Source organism: Rubrivivax albus (assembly GCF_004016515.1).
GTDB lineage: Bacteria > Pseudomonadota > Gammaproteobacteria > Burkholderiales > Burkholderiaceae_C > Rubrivivax > Rubrivivax albus.
Genome location: NZ_SACT01000002.1, coordinates 686,009 through 707,190, shown reverse-complemented (window position 1 = coordinate 707,190; position 21,182 = coordinate 686,009). Strand labels below are relative to the sequence as shown.

At 71.3% G+C, this 21,182-nt stretch carries 20 protein-coding genes; 15 read left to right on the top strand and 5 right to left on the bottom strand.

Going from position 1 to position 21,182, the window contains the following annotated elements:
- Nucleotides 1-258: 258 nt before the first annotated feature.
- From ENE75_RS09540 to ENE75_RS09510, 7 genes are all read left to right on the top strand, one after another.
- Complete coding sequence (locus tag ENE75_RS09540) at nucleotides 259-675, top strand: pilin (protein WP_128198027.1); 417 nt, start codon at nucleotides 259-261, stop codon at nucleotides 673-675.
- A 76-nt stretch (nucleotides 676-751) separates the two neighbouring features.
- Nucleotides 752-2,158, top strand: a complete 1,407-nt coding sequence (locus ENE75_RS09535) for an O-antigen ligase family protein (protein WP_158288902.1) — start codon at nucleotides 752-754, stop codon at nucleotides 2,156-2,158.
- A gap of 152 nt (nucleotides 2,159-2,310) precedes the next feature.
- On the top strand, nucleotides 2,311-2,538 hold the full coding sequence (locus tag ENE75_RS09530) for an AbrB/MazE/SpoVT family DNA-binding domain-containing protein (RefSeq protein WP_233258999.1): 228 nt from the start codon (nucleotides 2,311-2,313) through the stop codon (nucleotides 2,536-2,538).
- A gap of 9 nt (nucleotides 2,539-2,547) precedes the next feature.
- Nucleotides 2,548-2,928 carry a type II toxin-antitoxin system VapC family toxin gene (locus tag ENE75_RS09525; RefSeq protein ID WP_128198025.1) on the top strand — a complete coding sequence of 127 codons (381 nt, stop codon included), beginning with the start codon at nucleotides 2,548-2,550 and terminating at the stop codon, nucleotides 2,926-2,928.
- An 11-nt stretch (nucleotides 2,929-2,939) separates the two neighbouring features.
- Nucleotides 2,940-4,628: a PglL family O-oligosaccharyltransferase gene (locus ENE75_RS09520; protein ID WP_128198024.1), complete on the top strand. Its 1,689-nt coding sequence runs from the start codon at nucleotides 2,940-2,942 to the stop codon at nucleotides 4,626-4,628.
- A 5-nt stretch (nucleotides 4,629-4,633) separates the two neighbouring features.
- A complete protein-coding gene (locus ENE75_RS09515) occupies nucleotides 4,634-4,933 on the top strand; it encodes a nucleotidyltransferase domain-containing protein (RefSeq protein ID WP_158288901.1) in 300 nt (99 codons plus the stop codon).
- Nucleotides 4,934-4,946: 13 nt separating this feature from the next.
- Complete coding sequence (locus ENE75_RS09510; RefSeq protein ID WP_128198022.1) at nucleotides 4,947-5,417, top strand: hypothetical protein; 471 nt, start codon at nucleotides 4,947-4,949, stop codon at nucleotides 5,415-5,417.
- Between the two features lie 14 nt (nucleotides 5,418-5,431).
- Here the strand turns inward: ENE75_RS09510 and moaC are convergent, their stop codons facing one another.
- The gene (moaC, locus tag ENE75_RS09505; RefSeq protein WP_128198257.1) at nucleotides 5,432-5,917 is read right to left on the bottom strand and encodes a cyclic pyranopterin monophosphate synthase MoaC; all 486 of its coding nucleotides are present in this window, start codon (nucleotides 5,915-5,917) and stop codon (nucleotides 5,432-5,434) included.
- Between the two features lie 49 nt (nucleotides 5,918-5,966).
- Between moaC and ENE75_RS09500 the strand changes: the two genes are divergently transcribed.
- Both ENE75_RS09500 and ENE75_RS09495 read left to right on the top strand, forming a co-directional pair.
- Entirely contained in the window at nucleotides 5,967-7,538 is a 1,572-nt protein-coding gene (locus ENE75_RS09500; protein ID WP_128198021.1) for a M48 family metalloprotease, read from the top strand.
- A gap of 136 nt (nucleotides 7,539-7,674) precedes the next feature.
- Entirely contained in the window at nucleotides 7,675-7,962 is a 288-nt protein-coding gene (locus ENE75_RS09495; protein WP_128198020.1) for an SWIB/MDM2 domain-containing protein, read from the top strand.
- 35 nt (nucleotides 7,963-7,997) lie between these two features.
- Here the strand turns inward: ENE75_RS09495 and uvrA are convergent, their stop codons facing one another.
- Nucleotides 7,998-10,892, bottom strand: coding sequence for an excinuclease ABC subunit UvrA (gene uvrA / locus ENE75_RS09490; protein ID WP_128198019.1), 2,895 nt, complete (start codon nucleotides 10,890-10,892; stop codon nucleotides 7,998-8,000).
- A 38-nt stretch (nucleotides 10,893-10,930) separates the two neighbouring features.
- Here uvrA and ENE75_RS09485 point away from each other — a divergent pair, with 38 nt between their 5' ends.
- The gene (locus tag ENE75_RS09485) at nucleotides 10,931-11,665 is read left to right on the top strand and encodes a Crp/Fnr family transcriptional regulator (protein WP_128198018.1); all 735 of its coding nucleotides are present in this window, start codon (nucleotides 10,931-10,933) and stop codon (nucleotides 11,663-11,665) included.
- On the opposite strand, the gene recQ is transcribed toward ENE75_RS09485, so the two are convergent.
- Nucleotides 11,666-13,663: a DNA helicase RecQ gene (gene recQ / locus ENE75_RS09480; protein WP_199232251.1), complete on the bottom strand. Its 1,998-nt coding sequence runs from the start codon at nucleotides 13,661-13,663 to the stop codon at nucleotides 11,666-11,668.
- Nucleotides 13,664-13,813: 150 nt separating this feature from the next.
- Between recQ and ENE75_RS09475 the strand changes: the two genes are divergently transcribed.
- Both ENE75_RS09475 and lplT read left to right on the top strand, forming a co-directional pair.
- Nucleotides 13,814-14,311, top strand: a complete 498-nt coding sequence (locus ENE75_RS09475) for a single-stranded DNA-binding protein (RefSeq protein WP_128198016.1) — start codon at nucleotides 13,814-13,816, stop codon at nucleotides 14,309-14,311.
- An 83-nt stretch (nucleotides 14,312-14,394) separates the two neighbouring features.
- Complete coding sequence (gene lplT, locus ENE75_RS09470) at nucleotides 14,395-15,621, top strand: lysophospholipid transporter LplT (protein ID WP_233258998.1); 1,227 nt, start codon at nucleotides 14,395-14,397, stop codon at nucleotides 15,619-15,621.
- On the opposite strand, the gene ENE75_RS09465 is transcribed toward lplT, so the two are convergent.
- The gene (locus ENE75_RS09465) at nucleotides 15,551-16,807 is read right to left on the bottom strand and encodes a glycosyltransferase family 4 protein (protein ID WP_128198015.1); all 1,257 of its coding nucleotides are present in this window, start codon (nucleotides 16,805-16,807) and stop codon (nucleotides 15,551-15,553) included. The two genes, lplT and ENE75_RS09465, sit on opposite strands and share 71 nt — an antisense overlap.
- A gap of 134 nt (nucleotides 16,808-16,941) precedes the next feature.
- Here ENE75_RS09465 and ENE75_RS09460 point away from each other — a divergent pair, with 134 nt between their 5' ends.
- Nucleotides 16,942-17,625 (top strand): hypothetical protein, encoded by a 684-nt coding sequence (locus ENE75_RS09460; RefSeq protein WP_233258997.1) that lies wholly within the window; start codon nucleotides 16,942-16,944, stop codon nucleotides 17,623-17,625.
- A gap of 44 nt (nucleotides 17,626-17,669) precedes the next feature.
- Here ENE75_RS09460 and ENE75_RS09455 read toward each other — a convergent pair whose 3' ends face one another.
- Nucleotides 17,670-19,322, bottom strand: coding sequence for an aminotransferase class III-fold pyridoxal phosphate-dependent enzyme (locus tag ENE75_RS09455; protein WP_128198014.1), 1,653 nt, complete (start codon nucleotides 19,320-19,322; stop codon nucleotides 17,670-17,672).
- A 57-nt stretch (nucleotides 19,323-19,379) separates the two neighbouring features.
- Here ENE75_RS09455 and asd point away from each other — a divergent pair, with 57 nt between their 5' ends.
- Entirely contained in the window at nucleotides 19,380-20,336 is a 957-nt protein-coding gene (gene asd / locus ENE75_RS09450; protein ID WP_128198013.1) for an archaetidylserine decarboxylase, read from the top strand.
- Complete coding sequence (locus ENE75_RS09445) at nucleotides 20,326-21,171, top strand: UDP-2,3-diacylglucosamine diphosphatase (RefSeq protein ID WP_375138474.1); 846 nt, start codon at nucleotides 20,326-20,328, stop codon at nucleotides 21,169-21,171. The genes asd and ENE75_RS09445 overlap by 11 nt, the downstream gene beginning before the upstream one ends.
- The last annotated feature ends 11 nt before the right edge of the window (nucleotides 21,172-21,182 follow it).

Sequence of the window (21,182 nt, the reverse complement as noted above, 5' to 3'; positions counted from 1 at the left end):
GTGTATACCGCACGAGTATATACACTCGGACAACCCAAAAGGGACACTGCGTCGTGGGCGACATGTCTGCGCACGTGCCTCGGGCGCCTCAGAGGGTGACCGAAAGCGTCAACCTATGCCGAGTCCCGTCGCCCGGAAGTGACGCTTTGCGTCAGCCCGCGTGCAAACCTCACGCACCAATGGCCGTTTCGGCCTGGCACGGCCCCTGCATTCGAGGGGGTGTCCCTCCCCCCAACACCTCTCCCTTAGGAGTCATCCATGAAGCGCGTTCAACAAGGTTTCACCCTCATCGAACTGATGATCGTCGTGGCGATCATCGGCATCCTGGCCGCCGTGGCCCTGCCGGCGTACCAGGACTACACGATCCGTGCCCGTGTGACGGAAGGTCTGTCGCTGGCCAACGGCATGAAGCCGACGATCTCGGAGAACATCGCCGCGAGCCCGACCGATGACTCGACTTGGTGTGCCGGTGTCACCAACCTCGGCGCGACCGGTTCCGTGGCGTCGGTTGTGTGCGCTGCCGGTGTCGTGACCACGACCATGGGTGCCAATGCCGCCGATGTGGTCCTGACGCTGACCCCGGACAACAGCACCGGCACGGCCGTGACCTGGACTTGCACCGTGGGTGATGCCGCGGATTCCAAGTACGTGCCGTCGACCTGCCGCTCGACCTGATCGACGACTGACGCAAGAGAATGGGGCCTTCGGGCCCCATTTCCTTTTTGGCTTCCAACCACGTCACAAAGGACGCATGTACCGCTACGTGTCGCCTATGGCCCTGGGTGCCGCCGTTGCCTACGTGCTGACGGTACCCGTGGTGCTGGTCGGCATCGGAGGCTGGAGCGGCTACGACCTCGCCCGTTTGCTGCAATGGCCCGTGCTGCTGCTGGCCACCCTGGCGAGCGCCTTGTCGGCCACGCCTGCTCGTACTGGATCGGGGTTGCCCGGCGGCCTGTGGCTGGCCATCGCTGCCATCGGTGCACTTGCCGTTGCCCTGTCTCCGGTACCCTCCATGGCGCTACGCGAAGCCGCGTTGATCGGCGGGCTGCTGGCGCTGGCTGGTCTGGTGTCGCGGGCCGGCGACTGGCTCGAGGCGCTGCTGCGCGTGGTGCTGGTGGCGGCCGGCGGCTATGCCCTGCTGATCGCCGGCTTGGCGATCACCGTCACTCTGGCCGGCGACACCGTCAGCCGGCGCGACCTCTTCGTCGGCTACGACAACCATCGCTTCTACAGCCATGTGCTCACGGTCGCGATCCCGCTGGCGCTGGCGGCCCGGCTCACGCTGACCGGGCGCGCCTGGCGGCGGGGGGCGGATGCCACACTGGCGCTGCTGGGCCTGATGCTGTTTGCCACCGGCGGCCGTGGCAGCATGGTGGCGCTAGCGGGTGGAACGGCGCTGGTGCTGATCCGCCTCGGCCGCGCGGCGTTCTGGCCAGCCGTCCGGCCTCTGGTGCTGGGCCTGGCCGTCGGCCTGGCCGGCTTCGTGCTTCTGTTCGTCTGGGCGCCGGCCAACGACCCAGCGTCGTCGGCGGCGCTGGCCGACTACAGCGCCTCCAGGCTGGCCAGCGATCAGGCGCGCCTGCCCCTTTGGCGGCACGCTGTCGACATGGCGCTGGCCTCACCGTGGTTCGGTGCGGGCCCCATGCACTTCGCGCAAGGCCCGAACGCCATCGCCGCGCACCCGCACAGCCTGCCACTGCAGATCGCCGCCGAGTGGGGCCTGCCGATGCTGGTGCTGGTTGGCCTCGTCATCGCCCTGGTGCTGCGCCGGATATGGCAGCGGCTGGGCACGGCCGACGGCGCGTCGGGGCTGGGCATCGCGCTGAGCATCGGCGCCGTGGCCGTGCTGCTGGACGCACTGGTGTCGGGCAACTTCGTCGTGCCGATGAGCCAGGTCTGGATCGCCGTGCTGCTCGGGCTGTTCTGGGCGTGGCTCCACCCGGAGAACCGCGGATCGCAGGCGTCAGCCGAGATGGCCGGCCGGCGGTGGCTCTCGCCCGGCCGCCTGGCCGCCGTCGTGGCCCTGCTACTACAGTTGTGGCTCGGCACCCAGATGCTGCCCGAGGCGGCGCGGATCGGTGAACACATCAAGGACGCGCGGGCAGCCTTTCCCACGGAGCGGTACCAGCCCCGGTTCTGGTCGCACGGGCGGTTCTGACCCCACATGCGCAGGCGCCGGAACCCAGCCGTCCTGCCCCCCGCCTTGCCTCACCAAGTGCGTGCATCCCGCTTGTGCTTGCCCCGCGCACATCCCCCCTATGCGAAAAGGAGGTGACCCGTTCGCCAGTTGCGGCATCGATATAGAATCAGTTGAACGACGAGGAGATCGTTGCCGTGACCCAGCTGACTCTGTCCTCCAAGTTCCAAGTCGTCATCCCCAAGGCGATCCGCGAGGCGATGCAACTGACGCCCGGCATGCCCATGCAGGTGCTCCAGTTCGGTGATCGCATCGAGTTCATTCCCGTCCGTCCGGTCCAGGAGTCGCGTGGCCTGTGCAGGGGCATGGACACGCACTTCGAGCGCGATGACGATCGCTGACCTGGCACCGTGAACATCGTTGACACCTCGGGCTGGCTGGAGTACCTGGCTGACAGTCCTCGTGCGGGACAGTTTGCTGCCGCCATCGAAGACACCGAGCATCTGCTGGTGCCGGTCATCGTGATCTACGAGGTGTTCAAGAAGATCGCCCTGGCATTCGACGAGAGCCGGGCGATCCAGGTGATCGGTGTGTTGAAGCACGGACAGGTCGTCCCGCTGGACGAGGCGATGGCCATGGGCGCAGCCAAGCTGAGCCTGGAGCGCAAACTGCCGATGGCCGATGCGCTGATTTACACGACGGCCCTGCGCCACGGCGCCACCGTCTACACGCAGGATGCCCACTTCGAGGGCCTGCCGCAGGTGCGCTTCTTTCCCCGGTCCGAGGGTTGAACAGCAACGGCATGTCCGTCCAGCACCTGGCCGCCGCCCTGGCGGCCACGCTGCCCTCGCTGCTGGCCTACAACCCGCCGCCCTCGCCCACGCTGCTCAACCAGGCGCTGGCGCTGGCGGTCTGGGGCCTCTTTGCCGCGGTGGCGGCCGGCGCCTGGCGCTCGGCGCGGCCGGCCTGGCCGCTGGGGCTGGCGCTGGGGGGCGTGGCGCTGGGGGTGGTCGGGTCCTGGGGCCCAGGCGCCCTGCCGTCCAGCCTGGCGCTGTCGGCACTGGGCCTGTTGCTCGCCGCCGCGGTGATGGTGGCCGCCGGTGCGTCGGCGCGCAGCACGGCGTCGGCCCAGGCCCTGTTCGCGGCCTTCTGCTGGGGCTGGGTGGTGGCCGGGGGCGTCAACCTGGCCATCGCCGCCGTGCAGGTGTTCGCACCGGCGTGGCCCGACGGCACGTGGCTGGCACGTTCGGGCCTGCCCGGGCGTGCCGTGGGCAACCTGCGCCAGCCCAACCACCTGAGCAGCCTGCTGATGTGGTCGGCGCTGGCCGTCGTGGCGCTGCACCAGATGGGGCATTGGCGGCCACGGCCGGCGGCGGCGATGTTCGCCGCGCTGGTGGCCGGGGTGGTGCTCACGGCCTCGCGCACCGGTCTGGTCAGCGTGCTGCTGCTGGCCGGCTGGGGCCTGGTGGATCGCTCGCTGGCGCGCGACGTGCGCCGCCTGCTGGTGGCCGCACCGCTGCTCTATGGCTTGGCCTGGGGTGCGATGTGGGCCTGGGCCCATGCCGAAGGGGGAACCTTCGGCGGCGAGGCTCGGCTGCGCGAAACCGACATCTCCAGTTCGCGCTTCGGCATCTGGGCCAACGCGCTGACGCTGATCGCCCGCCAGCCGTGGACCGGGGTGGGCTTCGGTGAATTCAATCTCGCATGGTCGATGACGCCGTTCCCTGGGCGGCCGACGGCCTTCTTCGACCATGCGCACAACCTGCCGCTGCACCTGCTGGCCGAACTGGGCCTGCCGCTGGGCGGCGCCGTCTGCGTGCTGTTGGGGTGGTCCTTGTGGCGTGCGCTGCGGGCCGCGCCCGGCCAGCAGGCGCCGTGGCAGCGCTGCGCGGCGATGTTCGCGCTCATGATCGGTGTGCACAGCCTGCTCGAGTACCCGCTGTGGTACGCCTACTTCCTGCTGCCGCTGGCCTGGGTGTGGGGTTTTGCGCTTGGCCGGCCGGTGGGTGCGGCCGAACCGGCACCGACGGCCGTGACCGCCAGGCTGCGCCCAGGCCTGGCCGCCGTGGTCGTGCTGGCGGCGTTGGCGGTGGTGGCCGACTACCAGCGCGTGGTGCGCATCTTCGAGGCGCCCGCCGGTGCCGCGCCGCTGGCCCAGCGCATCGCGGACGGGCGCGCCAGCCTGCTTTTCGCCCACCATGGCGACTATGCGGCGGCCACCACCGGCCTGCCCCAGCCCGACGGCCTGGGCGCCTTCGATGATGCACGCCACTACTTGTTGGACACGCGGCTGATGCGGGCCTGGGCCGAAGCCCTGGCGCGCGAAGGCCGCCTGGACGAGGCGCGCTGGGTGGCCGCACGCCTGCACGAGTTCGGCCCGGCGCGGGCCGGCGACTTCTTCGCGCCGTGCGCCGACCCGGCGTCCGCGCCCGGTGCCTGGGTCTGCGGACCGCCGCCGGCGCTGAATTGGCGCGCGCTGCAGCGTGACTGAGTACCATGGCGACCATGCGCCTGCAGCCGCAAGAACGCGAGACGATCCGTGAACTGGGCCTGCGTCACTTCGGTGTCGTGCCCAGGCTGTTCGGGTCGCGCCTGGACGAGTCCCGCGGCGGCGGTGACATCGACCTGTTGATCGTCACCACGCTGCCGGCCGCCGAGGCGGCCCGCAAACGTCTGGACCTGCTGGCCGATCTGTGGATCGCGCTGGGCGAACGAAAGGTCGACATCCTGCTCGACGATGGCCGGGTTGATGCGCCGGTGTACCGGCGGGCGCGGGACGAGGCGGTGCCGGTGTGAGGCGCGGGCATCCATGACGCAGCCCTTGCGCGAGGCGCTGGCCCAGTGCCGCCGGCATGCCGTCGTGCTGGCCCAGGCGCGCGCCGATCTGCCGCCCCGGTTCGACACCGCGCACGTGCTGTCGCCGTCCGACGCCCTGGTGCGCGCTGGCGACCAGTTCGTGCTGCGGTTCATCAAGCTGCAGGACACCCTGGGAGAGCAGGTGCTGCGGCCCTTCACCGTGGAGGTGCTGGGTGAGCCGGTGTCCGACCTGCCGCTGATCGACGTGCTCAACCGGCTCGAGCGCTACGGCTTTCTGCGCCTGCACGACTGGGCCCGCTGGCGTGCGCTGCGCAACGCGCTGACACACGAGTACCCCGACCGGCCCGACCTGCGGGTGGCCGTGCTGAACGACGCGCTGGACGCCGCCGATGGGCTGGCCGCTCTGCTGGGGCGGTTGGAGGGCCGCTCGGCGGTGTCCGGTGCGGGCGGCGCCGAGGACTGACCTCGACGGCAGCCTCAGCCGCGGTCGGCCACCCAGTGCCCCGACTTGCCGCCCTGCTTCTCCAGCAGCTGCACGTCGGAGATCACCATGCCGCGGTCGGCGGCCTTGCACATGTCGTACACGGTCAGCAGGCCCACCTGAACGGCGCACAGGGCCTCCATCTCCACGCCGGTGCGGCCCAGCGTCTCGACCTGCGCCGTGCAGTGCACGGTGCTGCCGGCCTCGTCGAGGTCGAAGTCCACCGCCACACGCGTGATCGGCAGCGGGTGACACAGCGGCACCAGGTCGGCGGTGCGCTTGGCACCCTGGATGGCGGCGATGCGGGCGATGCCGATCACGTCGCCCTTCTTCGCCTGCCCACCGGCGATCAGCGCAAAGGTGGCCGGCTGCATGCGGATGCTGCCGGTGGCGCGTGCCACGCGGTGGGTCACATCCTTGGCCGCCACGTCCACCATGTGGGCCTGGCCGGCAGCGTCGAAATGGGTCAGCGGTGAGGTCATCGGCGGCGGAAACATGCGGGCAATGCAGCGCTGTCATGATAGCCACCGCATGACACGCCCCCTTACGGCCCCCTTCTGGCGTCGCGCCGCCTGCACCTTGCTGGCGGCCGCGCTCGCGCTGCCGGTGGCACCGCTGCACGCCCAGGCCGTGGGTAGCGGCTCTGGCTCGGTCCCGGGCGCGCTGCCGGCCCTGGGCGACAGCGCCTCCGAGGCGCTGGACGTGGCCGAGGAGGGCCGCATCGCGCGCGAGATCCTGCGCAGTGCGCGCGGCGACCCGGCCTTCCTGGACGACCCGGTGCTGCAGGGTTACCTCGAATCGATCTTCCTGCCGTTGGTGGATGCCGCCCGCCGCAGCGGCCAGATCGGCACCGACATCGACCGGCCCTACGTCTGGACCTCGTTCCTCGTGCGCGATCCCAGCGTCAACGCGTTCGCGATGCCTGGTGGCCTGATCGGCGTGCACCTGGGCCTGATCGCGATGACGGCGCACCCGGACGAACTGGCCTCGGTGCTGGCCCACGAACTTACGCACGTCACGCAGCGCCACATCGCACGCAGCATCAGCGGCACGCAGCGCACCAGCCTGCTGGCACTGGCGGCCATGATGGCCGGCCTGGTGATCGCGGCACGCGGCGGCAACGTGGACCTGGCGCAGGCGGCTGTCACCGGCGGTCAGGCCGCGATGCTGCAGGGGCAGCTGAACTACTCGCGCGACATGGAGCGTGAGGCCGACCGCATCGGCTTCGGTCTGCTGACGGCCACCGGTCACAGCCCGGCGGCCATGGCGTCGATGTTCGAGCTGCTCTCGTCGGCCAACCGGCTCAACGACAGCGGGAGCTACCCCTACCTGCGCAGCCACCCGCTGACCACCGAGCGCATCGCGGAGGCGCGCGCGCGTGTGCCCGACGGGGCACCTGCCGTGCCACCGGCGCCTCCGCTGCACGACCTCATGCGGGCGCGTGCGGCGGTGCTGATGGACCCGTCCACCGAAGCCCTGCAGCGCTGGCTGCAGGCACCCGGCGAAGGCCTGGACGGCCTCTACCGGCGTGCGCTGGCGGCGGCCCGGCTGCAGGACGCGGCCGCCGGCGACGCGCTGTGGCCGGCGCTGCAGCAGGCCTGGGTGCAGCCTGGCCTGCCGGCGGACGCGGCGCGTGCGCTGCGCCTGCTCGGCGCCGAGCTGCAGCTGGCGCTGGGCCGGCCGCAGGCGGCCGGCTTGCTGGCGGACGCGGCAGACCGCTCCCGTGCAGCGCTGCTGCTGCGCGCCGAGGTGGCGCGCAGCCAGCCGGACGCGGCGCAGCCCGGGTCGGCCCGCGCGGCCCTGGACGCCAGCGTGCAGGCGCTGCAGGCCTGGGTGATCGAGCACCCGGAGGATGCCGGCGCCTGGTGGGCGCTGGCGCAGGGCGCGCGCCTGCTGGGCCAGCCGGTGCGCGCCGGGCGTGCCGAGGCCGAGGCGCGCTGGTCCAGCGGTGACCTGGGCGGTGCGCTGGCCGCGCTGCAGGCGGCGCGCCGCCTGCCAGCCGGCAGCGAGGCCATCGAACTGCACGTGGTCGAAGCCCGCTGGCGGGTGCTGGAGGCCGAGCGCCGCCAGCGCATGGAAGCGGCACGGGCGCGGGGGCGCTGAGCGGCTCGGCAACGGCCCACCCGCCCGGTGTCACCGCCCGTGACAGGCGCGCTGTGCCGAGGAGTTACCATCCCGCCCGCCGCGACCCGACCGGTCGCGACCCGACACCCGTCCACGAATCCACTGGGAGACACCCATGGCCACCGCCAAGAAGACCGCAGGCGCCGCGCCTGCCCGCAAGCCCAACGCCGCCTTCATGAAGGCGATGACGCCCAGCGCCGCGCTGGCCGCCATCGTCGGTGCCGACCCGCTGCCGCGCACCGAGGTCACGAAGAAGGTCTGGGAATACATCAAGAAGCACGGCCTGCAGGACAAGGCGAAGAAGACGCTGATCAACGCCGACGCCAACCTGCACAAGGTGTTCGACAAGGCGCAGGTCACGATGTTCGAGATGACCAAGCTCATCAACAACCACCTGAAGTGATCGCGCCGGCGCGGCGCGTGCGGCTGCTTATCCGTTCAGCCCGCGTGCCGTGCCATCAATTGCTGCAGGAAGCGCCCCGTGTGGCTGGCCGCGCAGGCCGCCACCTGCGCTGGCGTGCCGGCCACCACGATCTGGCCGCCGCCGCTGCCGCCCTCGGGCCCCAGGTCCAGCAGCCAGTCGGCGCAGCGGATCATGTCCAGGTTGTGCTCGATCACGACCACGGTGTTGCCGGCGTCGCGCAGCTGCAGCAGCACGTCCAGCAGCAGCCGGATGTCCTGGAAGTGCAGGCCGGTGGTCGGCTCGTCCAGGATGTACAGCGTACGGCCGGTGTCGCGCTTGCCCAGTTCCTGCGCCAGCTTCACGCGCTGCGCCTCGCCGCCGGACAGCGTGGTGGCGCTCTGGCCCAGGCGCACATAGCCCAGGCCCACGTCCAGCAGCGCCTTGAGCCGGCGCGCGATGTTGGGCACGGCGCCGAAGAAGTCGTGCGCCTCCTCGATGGTCATGTCCAGCACCTGGGCGATGTTGCGCCCGCGGTAGAGGATCTCCAGCGTTTCGCGGTTGTAGCGCAGGCCCTTGCAGGTGTCGCAGGGCACGTAGACGTCGGGCAGGAAGTGCATCTCCACCTTGATGACACCGTCGCCCTGGCAGGCCTCGCAGCGCCCGCCGGCCACGTTGAAGCTGAAGCGCCCGGCGCCGTAGCCGCGCTCGCGGGCCGCCGGCACCTCGGCGAACAGCTCGCGGATCGGCGTGAACAGGCCGGTGTAGGTGGCCGGGTTGCTGCGCGGCGTGCGGCCGATGGGGCTCTGGTCGACGTTGATGACCTTGTCGAAGGCCTCCAGCCCGTCGATGTGGTCGTGCGGTGCCGGCTCGGCGTGGCTGCCGTAGAGCTTGCGCGCGGTGGCGGCGTACAGCGTGTCGTTGACCAGCGTGCTCTTGCCGGAGCCGGACACCCCGGTCACGCAGGTGAAGCGGCCCACCGGGAACTCGGCCGTCACCTGCTGCAGGTTGTGGCCGCGCGCGCCCACCACGCGCACCACCGGCGTGTCGGGCGTGGTCACCGGCCCCGGCGGGGCGCTGATGCGCAGCACGCCGGCCAGGTAGCGGCCGGTGAGCGATTCTGGGTCGGCTTCCACCGCCGCCGGCGTGCCCTGCGCGATCACGCGCCCGCCGTGCACGCCGGCGCCCGGCCCCATGTCCACCACGTGGTCGGCGGCACGGATCATGTCCTCGTCGTGCTCGACCACGAGCACCGAGTTGCCCAGGTCGCGCAGGTGCTGCAGCGTGGCGATCAGGCGCTCGTTGTCGCGCTGGTGCAGGCCGATGCTGGGCTCGTCGAGCACGTACATCACCCCCGACAGGCCGCTGCCGATCTGTGAGGCGAGCCGGATGCGCTGCGCCTCGCCGCCGCTGAGCGTGTCGGCGCCGCGGTCCAGGCTCAGGTAGGTCAGGCCCACGTCGACCAGGAAACGCAGGCGAGAGCGGATCTCGCGCACCACCTTGTCGGCGATCTCGGCCTTGGCGCCTTCGAGCGCCAGCGTGTCGAACCAGTCGCGGCAGCGTGCCAGCGTCCAGCGCTCCAGCTCGTACAGCGGCGGCCCGGGTTCGGTGCTGGCCGCCGGCTGCAGGAACACGTGGCGAGCTTCGCGCCGCAGCCGGCTGCCGGCGCAGGCGGGGCAGGGCTTGGCGGCCTGGTAGCGCGCCAGGTCCTCACGCACGGCGGCGGAATCGGTCTCGCGGTAGCGGCGCTCCCAGTTGGGGATGATGCCTTCGAAGGGGTGGCGCTTCGTCACGCTGCGGCCCTTGCCGCGTCCGGCGGATTCCGCCGTGTAGGTGAAGGCGATCTCCTCGTCGCCGGAGCCGTAGAGCACCACCTGGCGCACGGGTTCGGGCAGCGCCTCGAAAGGGGTCTCGATGTCGACGCCGTAATGCGCCGCCACGCTTTCCAGCAGCGCGTGGCTGTAGGCGTTGCGCCGGTCCCAGCCCTTGATGGCGCCGCCGGCCAGGCTCAGCTGCGGGAAGGCGACCACGCGTTCCGGGTCGAACACCGTCACCTGGCCCAGCCCGTCGCAGCTGGGGCAGGCGCCCACCGGCGAATTGAAGGAGAACAGCCGCGGTTCCAGTTCCGGGATCGAGTAGCTGCACTTCGGGCAGCCGAAGCGGCTGCTGAAGGCGTGCTCGCGTTCCGTGTCCATCTCCAGCGCGATGGCCTTGCCGTCGGCCACGCGCAGCGCGGCCTCCAGGCTCTCGGCCAGGCGCTGGCGCATGTCGGGGCGCAGCTTCAGGCGGTCGATGACGACATCGATGTCGTGCTTGTCGTTCTTCTTCAGCGGCGGCAGCGCGTCGGCCTCGACCACCCGGCCACCGACGCGGAAGCGCACGTAGCCCTGCGCCTGCATGTCCTGGAACAGTTCGGTGAACTCGCCCTTGCGGTCGCGCACCACCGGCGCCAGCACCATCAGGCGCGTGTCCTCGGGCAGGGCCAGCACAGCGTCGACCATCTGGCTGACGCTCTGCGCCTGCAGCGGCAGCGCGTGGTCGGGGCAGAACGGCGTGCCGGCGCGCGCGTAGAGCAGGCGCAGGTAGTCGTGGATCTCGGTGACGGTGCCGACGGTGGAGCGCGGGTTGTGGCTGGTGGCCTTCTGCTCGATGCTGATCGCCGGGCTCAGGCCCTCGATCACGTCGACGTCGGGCTTGTCCATCAGCTGCAGGAACTGGCGAGCGTAGGCGCTCAGGCTCTCCACGTAGCGCCGCTGGCCCTCGGCGTACAGCGTGTCGAAGGCGAGGCTGGACTTGCCCGAACCCGACAGCCCCGTGATCACCACCAGCGCGTGCTTGGGGATGTCGAGGTCGACGTTCTTCAGGTTGTGGGTGCGCGCCCCCCTGACCTTGAGCAGCGGCGACTCCGGCGGCACGGCGGGGGAAGAGGGCATCGGCACCTGAGGCGGCAAAACCGGTCATCATAGCCACCGTGATCCCGCTGCGCACCGACCCCACCGCGCCCTGGAACCCGCAGGCGCAGGTGTGCCTGGCCTGTGGCGTGCGGCGCTTTGCGCTGTTCGGGGTGCTTGACGACGCGGAGCTGGCCGCCATCCATCACCGCATCGCCGACATCGCGCTGGAACCGGGCCAGCGCCTCTACGACGCCAACGACCGTGGCACCGCCGCCTACACGATCCGTGAGGGCGTGCTGCGCCTGGAGCGCAGCAGCGAACGCGGCGACCGCCGCATCGTGCGCCTGGCCGGCCGCACGCAGCTGGTGGGCATGGAGGCCATGCTGGGCCAGACCTATGCCGCGGACGCCATCGCCTGCACGCCGGTGCGCGCCTGCCGGCTGCCGCGCGCGCTGGTGGACGAACTGGCCGAGCACCGCCCGGAGCTGCTGCGCGACCTGATGAAGCGCTGGCAGAGCGCGCTCGACGAAGCCGACGAGTGGCTGACCGAGCTCAGCGCCGGCAGCGCGCGCTGGCGTGTGCTGCGCCTGCTGCTCAAGCTCACCGAATACGGCGAGCCCGACGGTCGGCTGTGGCTGCCCACGCGCGGCGAGATGGGCGCGATGCTGGGGCTGACGGTGGAGACCACCAGCCGGCTGGTGGCCGCGCTCAAGCGCGAAGCCGTGCTGGAGCCGCTGGACGCGCGCCACGCCCGGGTGGACATGACCGCGCTGGCCGCGGCCTTGAAGGCGGAGTCGGACGCGGCGGGCTGATCAGTCGGGCGCGCTGGTGACGTGGCCGGCTTCGTCCCAGTCGGGCGGCGGTGCGTCATCCAGCCAATCCGGCGCGCCACTGGCGTCTTCTTCGGGCCCGGCGGAGGCGCCGCCCGCCTGCAGCACGCGCAGGATCTCGCGCCCGTAGGCCTCGAGCTTCTTCGCACCGACGCCGCTGATCGTGCCCAGCGCGTCCAACGCGGTCGGTCGCGCGCGCGCCATCTCGGCCAGCGTGGCATCGTGGAAGACCACGTAGGCCGGCAGGTTGTGGGCCTTGGCCACCTCGCCGCGCCAGGCTTTCAGCGCCGCGAAGCGCTGCAGCGCCGCGTCGTCCAGCGGCAGCGGGGGCGCCTTGCCGGCGCCGGCAGACCCTCTGCGACCGGCCTTGGCGGCCTTGGCACGACGCGCCTCCGACGGCTGACGCAGCCGCAGCGACACCTCGCCCTTGAGCACCGCGCGCGCCGATTCGTCGAGCACCAGCGTGTGCCACTCGCCCTCGGCGCGCACGTGGCCCAGCGCGATCAGCTGGCGCAGCACGCCGCGCCACTGTGCCTCGCTGATGTCGGCGCCGATGCCGAAGGTGCTGAGGTGGGCGTGGCCGTGCTGGCGCACCTTGTCGGTGGTCTTGCCCCGCAGCACGTCGATCAGGTGGCCCGAGCCGAAGGCCATGCCGCCATGCTGCTGGAAGCGGTAGATGCAGCTCAGCGCCTTGCGCGCCGCTTCCGTGGCGTCCCAGGTGGCCGGCGGCTGAAGGCAGTTGTCGCAGTTGCCGCACGGCGCCGACGCCTCGCCGAAGTAGGCCAGCAGCCGCACGCGCCGGCAGTCGTGCGCCTCGGCCAGGCCGAGCAGGGCGTCGAGCTTGTCGCGCTGCAGGCGCTTGTAGTCGTCGCCGGCTTCGCCCTCGTCGATCATGCGGCGCTGGTTGACCACGTCCTGCAGGCCGTAGGTCATCCAGGCGTCGGCCGGCAGGCCGTCACGGCCGGCACGGCCGGTCTCCTGGTAGTAGCCCTCGATGTTCTTCGGCAGGTCCAGGTGGGCCACGAAACGCACGTCGGGCTTGTCGATGCCCATGCCGAAGGCGATGGTGGCCACCATCACCAGGCCCTCCTCGCGCAGAAAGCGGTCCTGGTGGCGGCGGCGCGTGTCGGCGTCCAGCCCGGCGTGGTAGGGCAGGGCGGGCACGCCCTCGCCCACCAGCCAGGCGGCGGTTTCCTCCACCTTGCGCCGGCTCTGGCAGTAGACGATGCCCGCATCGTCTTCGTGCTCGTCGCGCAAAAAGCGCAGCAGCTGCGCCTTCGGGTCGGCCTTCTCGACGATGGTGTAGCGGATGTTGGGGCGGTCGAAGCTGCTGACGAACAGCCGCGCGTCGTCCAGCGCCAGGCGCTGCACGATGTCGGCCCGCGTGTGGGCATCGGCGGTGGCCGTCAGGGCCAGGCGCGGCACGTCGGCGTAGCGCTCGTGCAGCGCGCTCAGGCCCAGGTATTCAGCGCGGAAGTCGTGCCCCCACTGGCTCACGCAGTGCGCCTCGTCGATGGCGAACAGGCTGAGCTTGCCGCGCTCGTGCAGCGAATCCAGCATGGCCAGGAAGCGCGGCGTCAGCAGCCGTTCCGGCGCCGCGTACAGCATCACCAGGCGGCCGGCGAGCAGGTCGCGCTCGATGCGCCGGGCCTCGTCGCCGTCCAGCGTGCTGTTGAGGAAGGCCGCCGGCACGCCCAGTTCGTCCAGTGCACCCACCTGGTCGTGCATCAGCGCGATCAGCGGGCTCACCACCACCGTCACGCCGCGCCCGGCGCGGTGGCGGGCGATGGCCGGGATCTGGTAGCACAGGCTCTTGCCGCCGCCGGTGGGCATCAGCACCAGGGCGTCGCCGCCGTCGATGGCGTGCTCGACGATGGCCTGCTGCGCGCCGCGGAAGGCCGGGTAGCCGTAGACCTCGTGCAGGATCGCCAGCGGGTCGGTGACGGGGCGGCGGGTGGCGGTGGCGGGGTCGGCGGTCACGGGCACGATCGTACCCGGCACCCTCCGACGCCCCGGCCCGCCGACGGGGGCCCACCCCGGGGCGAACCCCTGCGGAGGATGGCCGATGCCGGGGCGGCGGCGATAATCCCGTCACTCCCCCACACCGCCAACACCACCCAGGAGCACGCCATGGCGTCGGTCAACAAGGTCATTCTCATCGGCAACCTCGGGCGCGACCCGGAGGTGCGCTACGCCCCCAGCGGTTCGGCCATCTGCAACGTCACCATCGCCACGTCGCGCCAGTGGAAGAACAAGGACAGCGGAGAGCGTCAGGAAGAGACCGAGTGGCACCGTGTGGTCTTCTACGACCGGCTGGCCGAGATCGCCGGCGAGTACCTGAAGAAGGGCAAGTCGGTCTACGTGGAGGGCCGGCTGAAGACCCGAAAGTGGACCGACAAGGACGGCGTGGAGAAGTACACCACCGAGATCATTGCCCAGGAGATGACGATGCTCGGCGGCCGCGAAGGCGGCGGTGGCGGCGGCTACGGTGGTGACGACGGCGGCATGGGCGAGGGCCGCGACAGCCGCCCGGCGCGCAGCGCGCCGGCCCCGCGTGCCCCGGCGCCCAAGCCGGCCGCGAAGTCGTCGACCGGCTTCGACGACATGGACGACGACATCCCGTTCTGACGCGCCCACATTGACACTGGCGCGTCACTGCGCCGTCATCACCGCGGCATGCGGCGCGGGTCGAATCCCCCGGATTCGGCCCGATGCCCATGCCGCGCGGTTTCTTCTGGCTCCTGAGTGCGCAGTTCGTCTCCGGCCTGGCCGACAACGCGCTGCTCATCGTCGCCATCGCACACCTCCCCGGCTGGGGCCTGCCGGCCTGGGTGGCGCCATTGCTCAAGCTCAGCTTCACGCTGGCCTACGTGGGCCTGGCGCCGCTGGTGGGGGCACTGGCCGACGCGGCGCCCAAGGCCCGCGTGATGATGGCCAGCAACGCGCTCAAGGCTGCGGGCCTCGTGGCCCTGATGGCCGGCCTGCACCCGCTGGCGGCCTTTGCCGTCATCGGCCTGGGCGCGGCGGTGTACGCCCCCGCCAAGTACGGGCTGGTGACGGAGCTCGCCCCCTCGGCACGCCTGGTGGCGGCCAATGGCTGGCTGGAGGTGACGATGGTGGGCGCCATCCTGCTGGGCACCGTGGCCGGTGGCGGCTTGTCGGTGCCGGGGTGGCTGCCGCTGGCGATGCCGGCGGTGCTGGCGCTGTACACGCTGGCGGCCATGCTGAACCTGGGGGTGCCCGCCAGCGGGCGGGCGGTGGTGCTGCTGCCAGCGCCGCTGCACGCAGCGCCCCGGCGGCTGTGGCGGCAGTTCGGCGTTGCCCAGCGCACGCTCTGGCGCGACCGCGAAGGCGCACTGTCGCTGGCCGCAACCACCCTGTTCTGGGGTGCCGGTGCGACGATGCAGTTCGCCGTGCTGCGCTGGGCCACCGAACGGCTGGGCCTGTCGCTGGACCGTGCTGCGCTGCTGCAGGCGGTGGTGGCCGTGGGCGTGGTGGTCGGCGCCGCTGCGGCCGGGCGCTGGGTGCCGCTGCACGCTGCCCGGCGCGTGCTGCCCTGTGGCGTGGCGCTGGGGCTGCTGGTGCCCGTGGTGGCCCTGGTCGACTCGGTGGCCCTGGCCGTGCCGCTGCTGGTGGCCGTGGGTGCCATGGGCGGCGCCCTCGTGGTGCCGATGAACGCGTTGCTGCAGCACCGCGGCGTGCAACTGCTGAGCCCGGGGCGGTCGATCGCGGTGCAGAACTTCAACGAGAACGCCAGCGTGCTGGTGATGCTGGCCGTCTACGCGGCGCTCGGCGCGCTGCAGGTGCCGCTGCTGCCGCTGATGGCCGGCTTCGGCCTGGTGGTGGCCGCAGCTTCGGCGGTACTGGTCAGCTGGTCCGCGGGCGCGGCAGGAAGCGGCCCGAGGCCTGCGGCCGCGGGCCGGCGGCCATGGCGCTGAGGTAGGTTCGCTCCACCTGCTGCACGATGCGCTCCCAGTCCAGCGCCGCCGCAGTGGCGCGGGCCTGGCGACCCAGCTGCTGCACGAAACCGCGCTGGCGGGCCAGCTGCACCGCCTGTTCGACGAAGGCGGCCCGCCGGCCGGCGGGGGCCAGCAGGCCATCGACGCCGGGGGTGATCAGCTGGCCGGCGGCGGCCAGGTCGTAGGCCAGCACGGCCAGGCCGCTGGCCATGGCCTCGGGCACCACGTTGCCGAAGGTCTCGGTCTCGCTGGGGAAGAGGAACAGGTCGGCGCTGGCGTAGTGGGCCGCCAGGTCCGGCCCGCGGCGTTGTCCGGCGAAGATGGCGTCGGGGCAGGCCTGTTGCAGCGCGCCGCGCGCCGGACCGTCGCCCACCAGCACCAGCTTGAGCGCCGGGTCCACCTGGCGCATGGCGGCCAGCGCCTCCAGCAGCAGGCCCAGGTTCTTCTCCGGTGCGAGCCGGCCCACGCAGGTGACCACGCGCTCGCCGTCGCCTACGCCCCAGGTGCGGCGCAGCGCTTCGCTGCGGTGCATTGGGCTGAACTGCTGCGTGTCGACGCCGCGCGCCACCACCTGCAGGTTGTCGAAGCCGGCGGCCGCCAGCTGGCGCCGAAGCGCCTCGGTGGGCACCATGGTGCACAGCGTTCGGTTGTGGAACTTGCGCAGGTAGCCGACGATGGGCTTCTTCAGCCACCCGATGCCGTAGTGCGCGCTGTAGGCATGGAAGTTGGTGCGGAAGTCCGACACCACGGGCAGCTTCAGCAGCTGCGCCGCCTGCAGCGCCGACCAGCCCAGCGGGCCTTCGGTGGCGATGTGCACGAGGTCGGGCCGCTGCAGCGTCCACAGCTCCACCAGGCGCCGCTTGCTGGGCACCCCCATCTTCAGGTGCGGGTATCGCGGGATCGGCAGGCCGCGCAGCAGCACTTCCTGCCAGCCCTCGTCGGCCCACGCGCCTTCGGCCACGCCGTTGTCCTGGCGCGTCTGCCGCGGGCGCACGAGTTGCAGCGCGTGGTTGCGGCCCCGCAGACCATCGACCAGCCGCGCCAGCGTCATGGCCACGCCGTTGACCTCCGGCGGCCAGGTCTCGGTGACCATGGCGATGCGCAGGCTGCGCTGCGCCGGCGCCAGTTGTTCGACCCAGATCTCGTCGGTGGCCAGCGTCTCCATGCACCGATGGTGTGGCGCTTGCACGTCAATTCGATGACAGCGGACGTGTCGCGCCGCTGTCACTGCCGTGTCACGCCGGATTCACCGCCGCTGGTCACGATCCGGACACATCGTGTGCCGCCACAGGAGCCCGTGTGACCGACCTGATCCGTGAATTCCGCCGCCAGCTGGCCATCCAGCGCTGGGACGACCACCGCTACTACCACCAGAGCCGCATCAACCAGACGCTGCACCTGATCAGCGCGCTGAGCTTCCTGGTGGCCTACGGCCTGCTGTTCATCGACCCGGCGGCCGCGGCCCTGGTGGGCTGGCTGGTGTCGATGACCACGCGCCAGGCCGGCCACTTCTTCTTCGAGCCGCTGGGCTTCGACCACGTCAACCAGGCCACGAACGAACACAAGGAAGCCATCAAGGTCGGCTACAACCTGCGCCGCAAGGTGGTGCTGCTGTCGGCCTGGGTGTTGCTGCCGGCGCTGCTGTGGGTCGACCGCAGCCTGCTCGGCCTGATCGAACCGAGCACGGGCTTCGCCGGCTGGGTGCACGACGTGGGCCTGCTGTGGCTGGCGCTGGGTGTGGGCGGCCTGCTGTTCCGCACGCTGCACCTGTTCGTGCTGAAGAGCCCGCTCGAGGGTCTGGTGTGGATGACCAAGATCCTCACCGACCCGTTCCACGACGTCTACCTCTATCACAAGGCACCTCTGGCCTTGCTGCGCGGCGAACGGCTCGACCCGATGACGCACGTGCGGCAGGTGATGGCGGCGCAGGCCGCGCCGAAGTCGGACGACGACGGCGAGGCTGCCGTCGAACTCCAGCGCTGATCGCGATCAGCGCCGCCGCCGCTGGTGCGGCGGCGGCCCCTTCCTCAGACGCCGAACCGCGCGTGCAGCAGCTCGCGCAGGATGCCGCGGCGGATGTCCTTGTCGGTCAGCGCGTCGTCGCGCCACCACCAGCCGTCGGCCGCCATCGCGCGGCCGGCCTCGACGAAGCGGCGCACCACGTCGTCGAAGGCCGTGTCGTCGAAGCCATGCGTGAAGATCAGACGCCCCGTCCCTACCCAGCTCAGCGCGATGCCGGCGGCACGCAGGTAGTACTGCAGCAGCCAGTGGTAGCGCGAGGGCTGGGTGAAGCTCACGGTCCACACGCTGGTCAGGTTGGCCACGCGCAGCGGCAGGCCGGCGGCCTGCAAGGCCTGGTTCATGCGCGCGGCGCGGCCGTTCCACACCGTGTCCAGGTCGCGGTAGGTGGCCTGGACCTCCGGGGTCTCCAAGCGGTCGAGGAAGGCGCTCATCGCGCCCATGACGTACGGGTGGGCGTTGAAGGTGCCGCGCGCGAAACACAGGTCGGCCGGCCGGTCCTCGCGGAAGCGCTTCATCAGGTCGGCACGGCCGCAGACCACGCCCACCGGCAGGCCCCCGCCCAGCGTCTTGCCATAGGTGACGAGGTCGGCCTTGACGCCGAAGTAGTCCTGCGCTCCGCCCGGTGCCAGCCGGAAACCCATGAAGACCTCGTCCATGATCAGCACGATGCCGCGCCGCGTGCAGACCTCGCGCAGCTGCTGCAGCCAGGCGGTGTAGGCGGCCTTGTCGAAACCGGCGCGCCGGCTGCCGTCGACCAGCGACGAGTCCCCTGGGGCCGCCTTGTTGGGGTGCAGCGCCTGCAGCGGGTTGACGAGCACGCAGGCGATGTCGCGCCGCTTGCGCAGCACGCGCAGCGTGGCCTCGCTCATCTCCTGCAGCGTGTAGACCCTGCCCGGCGGCATCGGGTTGCCGGGGCCGGGCTGCACGTCGTCCCACCAGCCGTGGTAGGCGCCGCTGAAGCGCACCAGATAGCGCTTCTTCGTGTGGTAACGGGCCAGGCGCACCGCCTGCATCACCGCCTCGGTGCCCGACATGTGGAACGACACCGCGTCCTGGCCGGAGAGGGCCCGCAGGCGCGCGACGTTGTGCGCCACCACCGGGTGCAGGCTGCCCAGCAGCGGGCCGAGTTCGGCCACCTGGGCGCTGCCCTCGGCGATGCAGGCCTTGTAGAAGTCGAGCCCGAACAGGTTGACGCCGTAGGACCCGGTCAGGTCCACGAAGCGGTTGCCGTCCAGGTCGGTGAGCATGTGGCCCTCGCTGCGGGCCATGAAGCTGCCGATCTTCAGGTGCTGGCGCAGCACTGGTGCGAACTGGAAAGGCACACGGTACGCGCCGGTGAGCTGCAGGTCCGGCAGGTGGGTGGCGGCCTCGGCGGACAGCGCCAGCGTCTGCGGATAGCGCTCGCGATAGAACGCCGCCAGCCGCGCCAGCCCGGCACGGCGCTGCGCAATCACCTCGTCGGGCGCACCGTCGCAGGCGAAGAACCGCGCCTCGTCGTAGGCGTAGCCCGGCAGCCAGCGCGCCACCCGCTGCGCCATGCGCGCGTGGCCGGTCAGCGACCGGTGCTTGGCCAGCGACAGCTCGAGCCGGCGCTGGGCCTTGGGCAGCACGGCGGCTGCAGCCACTGCCGCGGCGCCGAGCGCGAGGGTTCCATCCATGTACGTCCTTCGAAGGTGTCGAAGGTGACCACTTGACTGCAAAGCGTTGACAGGCGAATGAAAAACCCCGAGACCACGGCCCCGGCGTCTCGCTGGCGCGACCGCCTGCTGATGCAGGAGGACCTGAACTTCCTGCTCACCAATCGCGTGCCCCGCCTCCTGCTGACACGGCTGATGGGCCGCTTCAGCCGCATCCGCAGCCGCTGGCTGACACGGCTCTCGGTGGCCGTGTGGCGGCAGTTCACGCCGCTGGACCTGAGCGAGGCGGCACCAGCCGACTTCGACAGCCTGCACGCTGTGTTCACGCGCGCGCTGAAGCCCGGCACGCGGCCGGTGGACCCCCGGCCCGACGTGCTGGTGAGCCCCTGCGACGCCATCGTCGGCGCCTGCGGCGCGGTGCGCGACGGGCAGGTCTTCCAGGCCAAGGGCATGCCGTACGCGATGGCCGACCTGTTCGGCGGCGACCCGCTGGCGGCCGACTTCGTCGGCGGCAGCTACGTCACGCTGCGCCTGACCTCGGCCATGTACCACCGCTTCCATGCGCCGTGCGACGCGCGGCTGGGCGACGTGATCTATCTCAGCGGCGACACCTGGAACGTGAACCCCATCGCGCTCGCGCGCGTGGAACGGCTGTTCTGCCGCAACGAACGCGCGGTGCTGCCGCTGACGTTGCCGTCCGGCGCGCGCATCGCCTTGGTGCCGGTGGCGGCCATCCTGGTGGCCAGCCTCCGCCTGCACGCGCTGGACGTGCGCCTGCACCTGCGCTACCGCGGCCCGAACCGTTTGCCCTGCGACGTGCCGGTGACCCGGGGCCAGGAACTGGGCTGGTTCGAGCACGGCTCGACCATCATCGTGTTCGCGCCGCCGGGGTTTCGGCTCGCGCCTGGCATCGCCACCGGCACCCACATTTGCATGGGGCAGGCCCTGTTGCTGGAGCCCCTGGTGTCGGCCGGACGCGACGGCGACACGCCGCTGTCATCGGCCGCCACGACCATGGATGCCCATGCGCCGTGACGACATGGACCCCGGTGACACCGGCGACGCCACCGAGCCGCCGGGGCCCAAGCTGCGCGTGCGCACGGCCTGGATCTCCGACATCCACCTGGGCACACCTGGCTGCCAGGCCGTGCAGTTGCTGGATTTCCTGCGCGCGCTGGAGTGCGAGACGCTGTACCTGGTGGGCGACATCATCGACGGCTGGCAGCTGCGCCGCAGCTGGTACTGGCCGCAGGCGCACAACGACGTGGTGCAGAAGCTGCTGCGCAAGGCGCGCAAGGGCACGCGCGTGGTCTTCGTGCCGGGCAACCACGACGAGTTCGCGCGCAAGTACGTGGAGCACAACTTCGGCGGCGTGGACGTGGTCGACGAGGCCATCCACACCACCGCCGACGGCCGGGCCCTGTGGATCACCCATGGCGACCTGTTCGACGGCGTCATCCAGTACGCCAAGTGGCTGGCCTACCTGGGCGACACGGCCTACGAGTTCCTGCTCAAGCTCAACCGGCACCTGAACTCGCTGCGCGCGCGGATGGGCCTGCCGTACTGGAGCCTGTCGAAGTACCTCAAGCTCAAGGTCAAGCGCGCCGTCAGCTACATCGGCGACTTCGAGGTCGCCGTGGCGCGCGAGGCGCGCCGGCGCGGCCTGCAGGGCGTGGTCTGTGGCCACATCCACCATGCCGAGATGCGCGACATCGACGGTGTGCTCTACGCCAACGACGGCGATTGGGTGGAGAGCCTGACCGCGCTGGTGGAACACGCCGATGGTCGGCTGGAGGTCGTAGACTGGGTCGCCTGGTCCGGCGCGCAGGCCGAAGCGGAGTTCCCGGTCGGCGCCGGTGTACTGACTTGATACCCTGGTGG

Bases quoted from the DNA above. Each gene is read 5' to 3' on its own strand.
- ENE75_RS09540 (WP_128198027.1), top strand. From the start codon at position 259: ATGAAGCGCGTTCAACAAGGTTTCACCCTCATCGAACTGATGATCGTC.
- ENE75_RS09535 (WP_158288902.1), top strand. From the start codon at position 752: ATGTACCGCTACGTGTCGCCTATGGCCCTGGGTGCCGCCGTTGCCTAC.
- ENE75_RS09520 (WP_128198024.1), top strand. From the start codon at position 2,940: ATGTCCGTCCAGCACCTGGCCGCCGCCCTGGCGGCCACGCTGCCCTCG.
- ENE75_RS09515 (WP_158288901.1), top strand. From the start codon at position 4,634: ATGGCGACCATGCGCCTGCAGCCGCAAGAACGCGAGACGATCCGTGAA.
- ENE75_RS09510 (WP_128198022.1), top strand. From the start codon at position 4,947: ATGACGCAGCCCTTGCGCGAGGCGCTGGCCCAGTGCCGCCGGCATGCC.
- moaC (WP_128198257.1), bottom strand. From the start codon at position 5,917: ATGACCTCACCGCTGACCCATTTCGACGCTGCCGGCCAGGCCCACATG.
- ENE75_RS09500 (WP_128198021.1), top strand. From the start codon at position 5,967: ATGACACGCCCCCTTACGGCCCCCTTCTGGCGTCGCGCCGCCTGCACC.
- ENE75_RS09495 (WP_128198020.1), top strand. From the start codon at position 7,675: ATGGCCACCGCCAAGAAGACCGCAGGCGCCGCGCCTGCCCGCAAGCCC.
- uvrA (WP_128198019.1), bottom strand. From the start codon at position 10,892: ATGCCCTCTTCCCCCGCCGTGCCGCCGGAGTCGCCGCTGCTCAAGGTC.
- ENE75_RS09475 (WP_128198016.1), top strand. From the start codon at position 13,814: ATGGCGTCGGTCAACAAGGTCATTCTCATCGGCAACCTCGGGCGCGAC.
- lplT (WP_233258998.1), top strand. From the start codon at position 14,395: ATGCCCATGCCGCGCGGTTTCTTCTGGCTCCTGAGTGCGCAGTTCGTC.
- ENE75_RS09465 (WP_128198015.1), bottom strand. From the start codon at position 16,807: ATGGAGACGCTGGCCACCGACGAGATCTGGGTCGAACAACTGGCGCCG.
- ENE75_RS09455 (WP_128198014.1), bottom strand. From the start codon at position 19,322: ATGGATGGAACCCTCGCGCTCGGCGCCGCGGCAGTGGCTGCAGCCGCC.
- asd (WP_128198013.1), top strand. From the start codon at position 19,380: ATGAAAAACCCCGAGACCACGGCCCCGGCGTCTCGCTGGCGCGACCGC.
- ENE75_RS09445 (WP_375138474.1), top strand. From the start codon at position 20,326: ATGCGCCGTGACGACATGGACCCCGGTGACACCGGCGACGCCACCGAG.